Source organism: Solwaraspora sp. WMMA2080 (assembly GCF_027497395.1).
In the GTDB taxonomy this organism is placed as follows: Bacteria; Actinomycetota; Actinomycetes; order Mycobacteriales; family Micromonosporaceae; genus Micromonospora_E.
On sequence record NZ_CP114910.1, the window covers coordinates 3,519,056 to 3,530,858 of the forward strand.

Consider the following 11,803-nt stretch of genomic DNA (forward strand, 5'->3'; position numbering starts at 1 on the left):
TGACCTGCACACCCGACGTAGCATGGCGGGCATGTCCGCACCGACCAGCACCGTCAACGATGCCATCAACGCCGCACTGGCCACGGTCAACGACCCGGAGATCCGCCGCCCCATCACCGAGCTCGGCATGGTGCGCTCCGCGACGGTCGACGCCGCCGGCCGGGTACGGGTCGAGCTGCTGCTGACGGTCGCCGGCTGCCCGTTGAAGGACAAACTTCGCACCGACATCACCGAGGCGGTGACCCGGGTGCCCGGGATCACCGGGGTGGACGTCGACTTCGGTGTGATGAGCCCGGAGCAGCGCAAGTCGCTACAGGAGCAGCTGCGCGGCGGTTCCGCCGGCGCCGAGCCGGTCATCCCGTTCGCCCAGCCCGGGTCCCGCACCCGGGTGTACGCGGTGGCCAGCGGCAAGGGCGGGGTCGGCAAGTCCAGCGTGACGGTGAACCTGGCGGCCGCGCTCGCCGCGCGCGGGCTGTCGGTCGGAGTGATCGACGCCGACATCTACGGACATTCGGTGCCCCGGATGCTCGGTGCAGAGGGACGGCCGACCCGGGTCGAGGAAATGATCATGCCTCCGCAGTCACACGGCGTGAAGGTCATCTCGATCGGCATGTTCACCGCCGGCAACGCGGCGGTGGTCTGGCGTGGGCCGATGCTGCACCGGGCGCTGCAGCAGTTCCTCGCCGACGTCTACTGGGGCGACCTGGACGTACTGCTGCTGGACCTGCCGCCGGGCACCGGTGACGTGGCGATCTCCCTGGCCCAGCTGCTGCCCAACGCCGAGATCCTGGTGGTGACCACGCCGCAGGCAGCCGCCGCCGAGGTGGCCGAACGGGCCGGTGCCATCGCTCTGCAGACCCACCAGCGGCTGGTCGGCGTGGTGGAGAACATGTCCTGGCTGGAGCTGCCCACCGGGGAACGGATGGAGATCTTCGGCAGCGGCGGCGGCGGCAGTGTCGCCGAGTCGCTGACCCGCACCGTCGGCGCCCAGGTGCCGCTGCTCGGCCAGATTCCGCTGGACACCCGGGTAAGGGAGACCGGTGACCGCGGCACTCCGATCGTGCTGGCCGACCCGCAGGCACCAGCGGCCCGGGCGCTCGACGCGGTCGCCGACCGCCTCGCGGTCCGCCGCGAGTCGCTGCTGGGCAAGCCCCTGGGCCTGCGACCGTCCGCCGGCTGACCGTCAGGTGGCGTCCGGCTGACGACCGTCAGGTGGCGTCGACGTCCAACGGCTTGGCCGAGACGGCGGCCGGACTGGTCCCGGCGGCCAGGCTGGTATCGGCCGCCGGGCTGGTCGTGGCAGGTGAGCCGGTCGTGGCAGCCGACCTGCGGGCGCCACCGGTCACCGTCGTCGGCTTGACGGCGGACTTCAGATCGGCCGCGTCGGCGACCTCACGCAGCTCGTCGCGGACCCCGCTGACGTCGGAACGCAGGTCGTCGTAGACACCCTGTAACGGCTTGCGCAGCGCGGCCTCGTCCTCCTCGCTGAGCAGGTGCTTGCGGATGAACGCCTTGGGGTGCAGGTCCTCGAGCTGGATGTCGGTGCCCAGTTCGCGGCCGAGGTCCGAGGTGGCGTTGCGGGCCATGTTGCGCAGGTTGCGCAGCATCCGCAGGCCGTCGGAGATGACCTGCGGCAACCGGTCACCGAAGATCAGCAAAGCGAGCAGCAGGAGCAGACCGATCTCCCACCAGTTCAGGTTGTCGAACATGCTCCGGGCCTCCCTGTGCCGCCGTCGAAGGCAAGGGTACGCACGTCACCAGCCGGTCCGGGAGGGCCGACCGGGTGTTACTTGGCGTCGGCGGCCAAGGTCACCGAGGCCGACCGGGCCTCGCTGCCCCGACGGTAGTCGACCGTCACGACCGACCCGGGAGCGTACTTGCGCACCAACGCGATCAGGTCGGTCGCCTGGTCCAGGGGCCGACCGTCGATCCGCAGCACCACGTCCCCGGCTTGCAGGCCGGCTGCCTCCGCCGGCCCGCCGTCGACCACCTCACTGAGCCGGACACCGGCACCGGGGGTACGGGCGGCATCGGTGACCTGGGCGCCGAAGATCGTCCGTCGGGCCGTACCGGTGTCGATGATCTCCTGGGTGATCCGCTTCGCGTGGTTGATCGGGATGGCGAAGGCGAGACCGATGTTGCCGGCCGTCTCCTCGTCGGCGGCCAGCGACTTGATCACCGAGTTGACGCCGATCACCCGGCCGGCGGCGTCGACCAGCGGACCGCCCGAGTTGCCCTGGTTCACCGCCGCGTCGGTCTGGATCGCCGCGTAGTAGCGCACCTGGCCGCCGGGCTCGCCGGCCTGGATGGTGCGGTCGAGGGCGCTGACGATCCCCGAGGTGACCGTGTTGGTCAGGGCGAGCGGCGAGCCGAAGGCCAGCACCGGATCGCCGACCGCGATCGCCTCGGAGTCGCCGAACTCGACCGGCGTCAGCCCGGTCCGGTCGACCTTGATCACCGCCACGTCCGACTCCGGCTCCTGACCGACGATCGACGCTCGCGCGGTGGAGCCGTCGTTGAACAGCACCGTCGCCTCCTCCGCTCCCACCCCGACCACGTGGTCGTTGGTGATCACGTAGCCGTCGGCGGTGGCGACGAAGCCGGAGCCGACGCTCTGCCCGGACGGCCCGCTCACCTGCACGGTCACCACGCTCGGCAGGACCCGCTGGGCCACCCCGGCCAGCGAGTCGGCCGGACGCTGCACCGCCCCGGGCGGATCGGCCGGCGAGCCGCCGAGCACGGTGCCGGCTCCGGCGACGCCGCCGCGCACCGCGAAGGCAAACCCGAGGGCACCGCCGAGGCTTCCGGCGAGCAGCGCGGCGATCACCGACACCACCACGTACGGCGTGAACCCACGGCGTACCGCCGGCGCTGGTTCGACGACCGGCTCCGGACCCTCGCCGGTGCCGGCGGCGCCCGGCGGGACGTCAACCACCACCGCGGCCGGTGCGTACGGATCACGCCAGGGATCCCGCAGCGCGTCCGACCACCACGGCGAATGCTGCGCCGACGGGCCGTACGACAGCGCACCGGCCGACGGTCGGTGCACCGGAACCGACGCACCGTACGACGGTGGGTAAGGCGGCGGACCGGCCACCGGCGGGTACGGCGGAGCCGGTGCGGGGCCGTACGGCCCGGCCCACCCGCCGACCGGCGGCTGGTGCCCCGGCGGTGCGATCCCGTCGGCCTGGCGCCAGTTTCCGCCGTCGGTCACGGTTGCCTCCCAGTCCATCCCCCAGCGCGACGGCACCGGTCGGATCGGTGACATCGCTCCGCGTCCAGGATTGCACGGATAATCGAAGAACATTCAGCGGTCACCGAACAGCGGTCTGCCCCGGTGCCCGCCCAGCCGGTCGACCAGCGGCGCTCTAGGCTCGTACCGGCAACCGCCGCCCGACCCTTCGCTGGAGGTGCGCCATCCACCCGGTCACCCGACCCCCTGCCTGGACGGCGCCCCAGGCCCTCCAGTTCGTCACCGGGTACGCCGCCGAGGACCTGGTGCTGCGTACCGCCCGTAGCCTGGCCGAGGAGGTCGGGCTGCGCCCGGTCTCGCCGGACGCTGGCGCGACGCTGCGGCTGCTCGCCGCTGCCGGTAACGCGCGCGCCGTCGTCGAGATCGGCACCGGGACCGGGGTGAGTGGCGTCTGGCTGCTGCGCGGGATGCGCCCTGACGGGGTGCTGACCACGATCGACGTGGAGAACGAGCACCAGCGGATGGCTCGGCGGATCTTTGTCGAGGCCGGCTACCCGACGTCGCGGACCCGGATCATCACCGGCCGGGCGCTCGATGTGCTCCCCCGGCTGGCCGACTCGGTGTACGACATGATCTTCGTCGACGGCGACAGCGCCGAGTTCGGCGCGATCGTCGACGCGGCGCTGCGGCTGCTGCGCCCCGGCGGCATCCTGGCGGTACACGGGGCGCTGGCCGGTGGCCGAATCGGCGACCCGGCGGCGCGCGACCCCGACACGGTCGCCATCCGTGAACTGGTCAAGTCGATCCGGGAAGCCGAGGAGTGGGTGCCGGCGCTGCTGCCGGCCGGCGACGGGCTGCTGGCGGCGGTACGGCGCTGACCTGCGACCGGCGGTCATGCCGCCGGGTCGAGCGCGGTCAGCCAGCGCACCAACGTCCGGACCCCCCAGCCGGTTGCGCCCCGGGTCAGCTCGGCGTGGTCGTCGTCGGACCAGGCCGGGGCGGACATGTCGTAGTGTGCCCAACGGTCGCGCAACGGCCCGGTGAACTCGCGCAGGTAGAGCGCGGCCACCACCGAGCCGGCCCCCCGGTCCGGGGCGCTGAACAGGTCGGCGATCTCGCTGCCCAGGTACTCGACGTAGTCGGCGTGCAGCGGCATCCGCCACGCGCCCTCCCCGGCCGCCGCCGAGGCGTCGAGCAGCGCTCCGGCCAGGTCGTCGTCCTCGCTGTACAGCGCGGCGGTACGCCGGCCCAGGGCGATCGCGTTCGCCCCGGTGAGGGTGGCCAGGTCGACCAGATAGTCCGGGGTGAACCTGCTGACCGCGTAGCTGATCGCGTCGGCCAGCACCAACCGGCCCTCGGCGTCGGAGTTGGTGGTCTCGCTGGTCCGCCCGCCGTAGTGCCGCACCACGTCACCCGGGCGGAACGCGGCGCCGCTGAGCATGTTCTCGGCGAGCGGAACCAGCACGGTGAGCCGTACCGGCAGCTCCAGGTCGGCGGCCGCGACGGCGGTGGCGACCACCGCGGCGGCCCCGCCCATGTCCTTGCGCATCAGCTTCATCCCGTCCACCGGCTTGATCGAAATCCCGCCGGTGTCGAACGTGATGCCTTTGCCGGCGAGCACCACGTGCCGCCCGGCGTGCGGCGGGGACCAGTCGATCTCCACCAGGCGGGGACCGGCCGCCGAACCGCCGCCGACCGCCAGTAGCGCGCCGAACCCCTCGGCGGCCAGCTCCGCCGGGCCGCGTACCGAGACGGTCAGCCCGGGTCGGTCGGCCGCCGCGGCGACGACCTGATCGGCGAACCAGGCCGGGTTCTTGACCGAGGACGGCATGTTGGTCAGGTTCCGGGCCAGGTAGGTGGCGGCGGCGGTCGCCCGGGCGTACCGCAACGCTTGTTCGGCCGCCTCGGTGGGCGGATGGGCGAGCAGCACCACCGGCAGACCGTCGTGTGTCTGGTCGGTGTCTGCGGCCGGGCGGGACTCGCCCGGTACGACCGGGCGGGACTCGCCCGGCGCGGTGAACCGGTATCCGGCCAGCCAGCAGCCTTCGGCGAACCCGCGGACCGCCGCCGGGCCCGCCTGCGGTGGCACGGCGACCAGGCACGGACCTCCGACCGGCTCGGCGTCGACGGCCCGGCGCAGCAGCCCGCCGACGGCCGCGCCCGCCGTCCGCCAGCCGGCCTCGTCGGCCGGGCCGACCCCGACCAGGATCACCTGGTACGGCGAGTGCTGGGGCCGGTGCAGCACGTGAATCTCGCCGGCGCTGCCGTCGTGCCCGGTGCGGGTCAGCATCGCGGCGGCCGACGCGGTGAACTCCGCGCGGTCGCCGTCGAGCGCCAACTGGTCGGGCAGTGGTCCGAGCCGCGCGCCGGCCGGCCCGGGGTCCGGCTCGACGGGCAGGACGATGGTGCCGGCGGCGGTGGTCTCCGCCAGCAGACGGATGGCGAACACGCCGGGGTTACCTCCAGGTACAGGATTGGGTGCTGCCCACGGCGTACCGAGTCCGCCGACCCGGCGGGGGCCGGATCGGCGGACTCGTCAACCGTCGCTATGTCGACCCGTGGGCCAGCGTCGGCCCCGGGTCCGGCTCGATCAGCCTGCGGCGGCCTTCAGCGCATCACCGAGCGCGTTGGCCTCGTCCGGTGTCATCTCGACGACGAGTCGACCCCCACCCTCCAGCGGAACCCGCATGACGATGCCCCGGCCCTCCTTGGTGACCTCCAGCGGACCGTCGCCCGTCCGCGGCTTCATCGCCGCCATGTTGTCTCCCCTCAGACTTGCCCCAGGGCCGCTGGGGAGCACCCCAGCCACCTCGTAAGTCTCACCGCATCCCACTGCCACGGTGCCGACCAACGATTTTCCCTGATGAACACCGCCGGACCCAAACCGAGGCCACAATGCTGTGACAGCGTCTAGCTTATCTTGAAGTGGGCTGTCACAATGTGCGGTCATGCAGGCACGGTCGGCGCTCTTCGACCTGTTCGGTGACCATCTTCGGCCACGAGGTGGTCGCGCGCCCGTTGCTGCCCTGGTCAAGCTGCTGGCCCCGCTCGGGATCGCGCCGCCCGCCGTACGCACCGCCGTCTCCCGGATGGTCCGGCAGGGATGGCTGCAACCGCTTCGGCTGGCCGCCGGCCCGGGCTATCTGCTGACCCCGAAAGCCGCCCGGCGGCTGGACGAGGCGGCCGCCCGGATCTACCGCACCGGCAGAATCAGCTGGGACGGCAAGTTCGACCTGCTGGTACTCGACCCACCCGGCGGTCGGCGGGGCCGGCAACGGCTGTGCGCCAACCTGAGCTACCTCGGCTACGGGATGCTGGACGAGCACACCTGGGTGGCGACCCGGGCCGCCGGCGAGGTCGACGGCATGCTGGCCGAGGCCGGCGTACGGTTCGAGCGGTTCACCGCCGCGCACGCCGCCGGCACCACCGGGGCCGCCGCGCTGGTCCGCCGCGCCTGGGACCTGGCCGAGATCGGACAGGCCTACGAGCGGTTCGTCGCCGGGCAGCGACCGAAATTGGCAAAGGTGACCGTACGCAGCGACGACGAGGAGGCGTACGCCGCCCGGTTCCAGCTGGTCCACGCCTGGCGTGGGTTCCTGTTCCGAGATCCGCAACTCCCTCCGGCGCTGCTGCCGGAACGCTGGCCTGGGACGAGCGCGGCGACCTTCTTCGACCGGCACGCCACCCGGCTGCGCCCGGCCGCCGACCGGTACGTCGACAGGTGCCTGGAGCTCGGCCAGCGCGACGGCGGCCCGCGCTGAGCCGTACCGACGCAAACTCCAGCCAGCCTAACGAAAGGGGCGTCCGAGGTGACCGAGGCACTGATCGTCGACCGTCGGGGGGCGGTCGTCACGTTGACCCTGAACCGGCCTGACTCGCTCAACTCGCTGAACGTCGAGCTCAAGGAGGCGCTGCGCGACGCGCTGGCCGAGGTGGAGACCGACCCCGGCTGCCGGGCGGTGGTGCTGGCCGGCGCCGGGCGGGCCTTCTGCGTGGGTCAGGACCTGCGCGAACACGTCGAGACGCTGGAGTCCGGGACGGCTGAGCCGCTGGACACCGTCCGGGAGCACTACAACCCGATCGCCACGCGGCTGGCCGGGCTGTCCAAGCCGGTGGTCGCCGCGGTCCGCGGCGCGGCGGCCGGTGCCGGCGCTTCGCTGGCAATGCTGGCCGATCTGCGGATCGGTGGGCCACGGACCAGCTTCCTGATGGCGTTCGCCAACGTCGGGCTGGCGATGGACACCGGCGCCTCGTGGGCGTTGCCCCGGCTGGTCGGCTACCCGAAGGCGTCCGAACTGCTACTGCTGGCACAGCCGGTGCCAGCCGCCGAGGCACACCGGATCGGGCTGCTCAACCAGCTGGTCGACGACGATGAGCAGATTCTGCCGGTCGCCTACGAACTCGCCGAGCGGTTGGCGGCCGGGCCGACCGTCGCGTACGGGGCGATCAAGCGGGCGCTGTCCATCGGCGCCTCAGGTTCGCTGGCCGACGCGCTGGCCGCGGAGACGCAGGCCCAGTCGATCTGTGGTGCAACCACCGATCACCGGCAGGCGACGGCGGCGTTCGTCGCCAAGCAGCGGCCGGTGTTCGACGGGCGCTGAAGCCGGCACGGCCTGACCAGGAGCCGCGTGCCCGCTGACCGGGCCGCAGCCGTCAGTCGTCCTCCTCGGGGTCCTGGTTGGCCTCGGCACCGAGCACGAACGCCTGCATGGCAAGCTCGTTGCCGCTCGGGTAGACGAAGGCCGGCAGTTCGCGGGGCCCGAGCTCGCGCACGTACGACCAGAACAGCCGGACCGCCTCCGCCGCCGTCGGTGCCTCGATCGGCAGGTCGACGCTGACCAGCCAGGCGCGACGGTCACCGGCCGGGGCGAGCCGGCCGGCCAATGACCGGTAGGTGGCCACGTCCACCGGGGTCACCGCCCCGGTCAGCCGCAGGGCGGCCGCTGGCACCGGCTCGTCGAAGGCCCGGCAGGTGTAGTGCACCACCAGCGGTTCGGGCTCGGCCGCCCGGGTCTCCCCGCCCTCGGCGCCGCCGCCGGCTCCGCCGATCCGGCCGAGCGCGACGACGAACCGGGGGTCACCGTCGGAGACGACCAGCACCGGCGCACCGTACGGCGGCCGGGGGTCACCGTCGAGGCCGGTCAATTCCAGCGTGTCGTGGTGGAACAGCCGCTCCGCCTCGTAGCGCTGGGCCGGGATGACCACCGCCCAGGCGCCGGTGCCGGACCGGGCCGGGCCGGGCGTCGCGGGCTGATCGTCGAGCTGACTGATCTCGCGCATGCTCCTATCTCATCACGACGCGGGGCGGCGGATCACCGGACCACGACCGGACCGCCGGGCCGGGTCGGCGGCGGCACGTGGCAGCCGGCGACATGGTCGTCGACCATCCCCGTCGCCTGCATCAACGCGTACGCGGTGGTGGGTCCGACGAACCGGAGGCCGTGCCGTTTGAGCTCCCGGGCCAACGCGGTCGACTCGGCGGTGACTGCCGGCACCTGGTCCATCGAGGCGAGCCGGGCGGACCGGGGCGGCGGGGCGTGTCGCCAGAGCAGCTCGGACAGGCCGGTGGGCAGGTCGAGCACGGCCCGCGCGTTCGACACGGCGGCCTCGATCTTGGCCCGGTTGCGGACGATGCCGGCGTCGGCGAGCAGCCGCTCGACGTCGGCCGGGCCGTACCCGGCAACCTTCTCGATCCGGAAACCGTCGAAGGCGGCCCGGAACGCCTCCCGCTTGCGAAGGATCGTCAGCCAGGACAAACCGGACTGGAAGGCTTCCAGGGTCAGCCGTTCGTACAGTGCGTCGTCGTCGTGGACCGGGCGGCCCCACTCCTGGTCGTGGTACCGGCGGTAGTCGGCGGAACCGGCGCCCCAGCCGCACCGGGCCAGGCCGTCCGCCCCGACGCTCAGCCCGGTCACGGCAGCGCCCCGGTCTCGACCAGCCGGCCGAACTTCTTCAACGCCTGGGTCAGACTCACCTTGGAACCGGGCCAGAGCAACGGCCAGGCCACCCGGCCGGCGACGCCACCGGGCAGGTGGAACCACTCGTGCCAGACGACCTGGGTGCGGTCGTGGTCCATCTGAGTGCAGCGCAGCACTCCCGGGCCGCGCAGCAAGGTGCCGCAGTGCACCACCCGGACCTCGTACGGAGCGTCGACCCGGACGACCCGCATCTCGTCGCGCAACGCCACCGGACCGACCGCGGTGACTGCCGCGATCAGGCTGCCCTCGCCGCCGTCGCCCGAGACGACCTTCACATCGGTGAAGGGGATCCACTCGGACTGCCGCTCCCAGGCGGTAAAGGCGGCAAAGACTCGTTCGGCCGGGGCCCGGATGATGACCGTCGCGGTCACCTCGCCGGCGCCGGGGGTGCCGGCGGCAGCCTCGTTCGGACCGCTCACCTGGCAGCACCGTCGGCCGGGCGGATCTCCGGCCCGGCGGCTGCGTCGGCCGGGCGGCTCCCCGGCCCGGCGGCTGCGTCGGCCGTGGGCGACGGGGCGGACTCCGACCGGTCGGCGGACGCGGACTGCGGCTCGTCGGCGGGCACGGACTCGATCCGGTCGGCGCTGGCTGATTCCAGGGCCCCGGCCGGCTCCGTCGGGCCGGCGATGAGGTCGGCCGACTCGGTAGGGTCGGCCGACGCGCCGGCCACCGGGGTCCCCGCCAGGTCGACGGCCGGCACGAGGGCCGCGTCCCGGGCCCGCCGCAACTGGTCGGCGTCCTCGGTCCGCCCTTCCCGCAGCGCGGCCACCTCGGCCTGCAGCACCTCGATCAACTCGTCCTTGTACCCGATGTCGTACGCCGCCCGGCGCAGCGCCTGGTCGACCTGCGCCATCCGGTACCCGCGCAGCGCGGTGTCGAACCGCACCTGGCTGACGTCGTGCTCCAGCAGCGGCCGGGTGCCGGGCAGCGGGACCGCCCGCCCGTCCGGCTCGACCGGGACCAGCCCAGGGTCGTTGCCGGTGACGAGCACGGTGACCCCGAAGACGACCGCGGCGACGGTCAACGCGGCGACCAGAACGAGGAGAAACTGATCCATGACCGAATCGTGACATGCCGGCGCGGCGAGGGCGACCCCCGGCGGCGAGTCGCCGGCCCGCGGCGGGCTCTCCCGCCCCGGCGACCGCCGGCAGTTGGCGTACCGCAGCCGGATAGCCTCCTGGCAGGCGGGACGGGAACGGAGGCACGGATGGGGCGTACGCTTCGGCTCGGCCGACGGTCCCTGGCACCCGGGGACCTCGCGGTGATGGCGATCGTCAACCGTACGCCCGATTCGTTCTTCGACCGGGGCGCGACCTTCGCGGCGGACGCCGCCCTGCACGCGGTCGCCGCCGCGGTCGACGCCGGCGCGGACATCGTCGACATCGGCGGGGTGAAGGCCGGACCCGGGACCGCCGTCGACGTGGCCGAGGAGATCGACCGTACGGTCGGCACGATCGCGGCGGTCCGGGCCGCCTTCCCGGACCTGGTCATCTCGATCGACACCTGGCGGGCCGAGGTGGCCAGGGAGGCGGTCGTGGCCGGCGCCGACCTGCTCAACGACACCTGGGCCGGCGCGGACCCCCGGCTCGCCGAGGTCGCGGCGGCGACCGGGGCAGGATTGATCTGCTCGCACACCGGTGGAACCGCGCCGCGAACCCGACCGCACCGGGCCGCGTTCGACGACGTGGTGGCCGACGTGGTGGGTACCGTGACCGGCCTCGCCGAGCGCGCGGTCGGTCTCGGGGTACGGCCGGACGGCATCCTGATCGACCCGGCGCACGATTTCGGCAAGAACACCCGGCACTCGCTGGAGGTCACCCGGCGGCTCACCGAACTGGTCGACACCGGCTGGCCGGTCCTGGTCGCCCTCTCCAACAAGGATTTCATCGGGGAAACCCTGGATCTGCCGGTCGACCAGCGGCTGGAGGGCACCCTGGCGGCGACGGCGGTCTCCGCCTGGTTGGGTGCCCGGGTGTTCCGGGCGCACCAGGTCGCGGCGACCCGGCGGGCGCTGGACATGGTGGCGTCGATCCGGGGCGACCGACCGCCGGCGGTGTCCCGCCGGGCGTTGGCCTGAGCGGGTACGGGTCGACCCGTGGTCAGGTCCAGCGGAGGTCAGGTCCAGCGGAGCACGTTCTTGCGCCAGGCGTAGAGGATGCCCAGCGCCAGGACGGTCACGAAGAGGCCCATCTCGGCGACGGTGACCAGGCCGAACCCGGGCCGGTCGAAGATCACCGCCCAGGGGAAGAGGAAGACCGCCTCCACCGCGAAGAGCACGTACAGGAACGCGTACACGTAGTAGCGGATCTGCGCCTGGGCCCAGTCGCCGCCCACCGGGTCGAGGCCGCACTCGTAGCTGGCCCGTTTACCGACCGGGTCGGCCGGGCGCCCCGGCCGTAGCAGCCGGTTGGCGCCGTAGCCGACTGTGAAGAAGGCGACGCCGACCAGCAGCAACAGCCCCAACGTCGCGTACGAGCCGAGGTAGCCCTGCATGTCCGGCAGCCTACCGTCCGGTCGTCGGGTCGGCGTGGGCCGAGCGGTGGAGACCGACGTCGCCACCCCGTGACCGTCGGGTGATTCCAGTCCCACCGGGCGGACCCGAGCCGGGTATCCGACCCGATCCGACGTAGGC

General features: G+C 73.1%; 13 protein-coding genes and 1 pseudogene. 5 read left to right on the forward strand and 9 right to left on the reverse strand.

The window, feature by feature from the left end:
* The first annotated feature begins 31 nt into the window (after positions 1-31).
* Entirely contained in the window at positions 32-1,180 is a 1,149-nt protein-coding gene (locus tag O7543_RS16020) for an Mrp/NBP35 family ATP-binding protein (RefSeq protein ID WP_281553085.1), read from the forward strand.
* A 190-nt stretch (positions 1,181-1,370) separates the two neighbouring features.
* Here O7543_RS16020 and O7543_RS16025 read toward each other — a convergent pair.
* Positions 1,371-1,709: pseudogene (locus tag O7543_RS16025) on the reverse strand (preprotein translocase subunit TatB); the annotation flags it as partial.
* 77 nt (positions 1,710-1,786) lie between these two features.
* Positions 1,787-3,268 carry a trypsin-like peptidase domain-containing protein gene (locus O7543_RS16030; protein ID WP_281553084.1) on the reverse strand — a complete coding sequence of 494 codons (1,482 nt, stop codon included), beginning with the start codon at positions 3,266-3,268 and terminating at the stop codon, positions 1,787-1,789.
* A 230-nt stretch (positions 3,269-3,498) separates the two neighbouring features.
* Between O7543_RS16030 and O7543_RS16035 the strand changes: the two genes are divergently transcribed.
* Complete coding sequence (locus O7543_RS16035) at positions 3,499-4,071, forward strand: O-methyltransferase (protein ID WP_281553083.1); 573 nt, start codon at positions 3,499-3,501, stop codon at positions 4,069-4,071.
* A gap of 14 nt (positions 4,072-4,085) precedes the next feature.
* Here O7543_RS16035 and O7543_RS16040 read toward each other — a convergent pair whose 3' ends face one another.
* Both O7543_RS16040 and O7543_RS16045 read right to left on the reverse strand, forming a co-directional pair.
* Complete coding sequence (locus tag O7543_RS16040; protein ID WP_281555408.1) at positions 4,086-5,633, reverse strand: leucyl aminopeptidase family protein; 1,548 nt, start codon at positions 5,631-5,633, stop codon at positions 4,086-4,088.
* A gap of 150 nt (positions 5,634-5,783) precedes the next feature.
* Complete coding sequence (locus O7543_RS16045; protein WP_007455245.1) at positions 5,784-5,951, reverse strand: DUF3117 domain-containing protein; 168 nt, start codon at positions 5,949-5,951, stop codon at positions 5,784-5,786.
* A gap of 190 nt (positions 5,952-6,141) precedes the next feature.
* On the opposite strand from O7543_RS16045, the gene O7543_RS16050 reads away from it, so the two are divergent.
* Positions 6,142-6,954 carry a PaaX family transcriptional regulator C-terminal domain-containing protein gene (locus O7543_RS16050; RefSeq protein ID WP_281553082.1) on the forward strand — a complete coding sequence of 271 codons (813 nt, stop codon included), beginning with the start codon at positions 6,142-6,144 and terminating at the stop codon, positions 6,952-6,954.
* 48 nt (positions 6,955-7,002) lie between these two features.
* Positions 7,003-7,794 carry an enoyl-CoA hydratase-related protein gene (locus tag O7543_RS16055; RefSeq protein ID WP_281553081.1) on the forward strand — a complete coding sequence of 264 codons (792 nt, stop codon included), beginning with the start codon at positions 7,003-7,005 and terminating at the stop codon, positions 7,792-7,794.
* 52 nt (positions 7,795-7,846) lie between these two features.
* Here O7543_RS16055 and O7543_RS16060 read toward each other — a convergent pair whose 3' ends face one another.
* From O7543_RS16060 to O7543_RS16075, 4 genes are read right to left on the reverse strand one after another with little or no spacing between them, the layout of a single operon-like run.
* Complete coding sequence (locus O7543_RS16060; protein ID WP_281553080.1) at positions 7,847-8,473, reverse strand: hypothetical protein; 627 nt, start codon at positions 8,471-8,473, stop codon at positions 7,847-7,849.
* A gap of 32 nt (positions 8,474-8,505) precedes the next feature.
* A complete protein-coding gene (locus O7543_RS16065) occupies positions 8,506-9,108 on the reverse strand; it encodes a DNA-3-methyladenine glycosylase I (RefSeq protein ID WP_281553079.1) in 603 nt (200 codons plus the stop codon).
* Positions 9,105-9,590 carry an SRPBCC family protein gene (locus O7543_RS16070; RefSeq protein ID WP_281553078.1) on the reverse strand — a complete coding sequence of 162 codons (486 nt, stop codon included), beginning with the start codon at positions 9,588-9,590 and terminating at the stop codon, positions 9,105-9,107. Before O7543_RS16070 ends, O7543_RS16065 begins: the two co-directional genes overlap by 4 nt.
* Positions 9,587-10,228 (reverse strand): DivIVA domain-containing protein, encoded by a 642-nt coding sequence (locus tag O7543_RS16075; protein ID WP_281553077.1) that lies wholly within the window; start codon positions 10,226-10,228, stop codon positions 9,587-9,589. Before O7543_RS16075 ends, O7543_RS16070 begins: the two co-directional genes overlap by 4 nt.
* A gap of 150 nt (positions 10,229-10,378) precedes the next feature.
* Between O7543_RS16075 and folP the strand changes: the two genes are divergently transcribed.
* On the forward strand, positions 10,379-11,248 hold the full coding sequence (gene folP, locus O7543_RS16080) for a dihydropteroate synthase (protein WP_281553076.1): 870 nt from the start codon (positions 10,379-10,381) through the stop codon (positions 11,246-11,248).
* A 38-nt stretch (positions 11,249-11,286) separates the two neighbouring features.
* On the opposite strand, the gene O7543_RS16085 is transcribed toward folP, so the two are convergent.
* Positions 11,287-11,664 (reverse strand): NADH-quinone oxidoreductase subunit A, encoded by a 378-nt coding sequence (locus tag O7543_RS16085; RefSeq protein WP_281555407.1) that lies wholly within the window; start codon positions 11,662-11,664, stop codon positions 11,287-11,289.
* Positions 11,665-11,803: the final 139 nt, after the last annotated feature.

Excerpts from the sequence above, each read along its gene's own strand:
- O7543_RS16020 (WP_281553085.1), top strand. The coding sequence starts at position 32 with ATGTCCGCACCGACCAGCACCGTCAACGATGCCATCAACGCCGCACTG.
- O7543_RS16030 (WP_281553084.1), bottom strand. The coding sequence starts at position 3,268 with ATGTCACCGATCCGACCGGTGCCGTCGCGCTGGGGGATGGACTGGGAG.
- O7543_RS16075 (WP_281553077.1), bottom strand. The coding sequence starts at position 10,228 with ATGGATCAGTTTCTCCTCGTTCTGGTCGCCGCGTTGACCGTCGCCGCG.
- O7543_RS16060 (WP_281553080.1), bottom strand. The coding sequence starts at position 8,473 with ATGCGCGAGATCAGTCAGCTCGACGATCAGCCCGCGACGCCCGGCCCG.
- folP (WP_281553076.1), top strand. The coding sequence starts at position 10,379 with ATGGGGCGTACGCTTCGGCTCGGCCGACGGTCCCTGGCACCCGGGGAC.
- O7543_RS16045 (WP_007455245.1), bottom strand. The coding sequence starts at position 5,951 with ATGGCGGCGATGAAGCCGCGGACGGGCGACGGTCCGCTGGAGGTCACC.
- O7543_RS16085 (WP_281555407.1), bottom strand. The coding sequence starts at position 11,664 with ATGCAGGGCTACCTCGGCTCGTACGCGACGTTGGGGCTGTTGCTGCTG.
- O7543_RS16050 (WP_281553082.1), top strand. The coding sequence starts at position 6,142 with ATGCAGGCACGGTCGGCGCTCTTCGACCTGTTCGGTGACCATCTTCGG.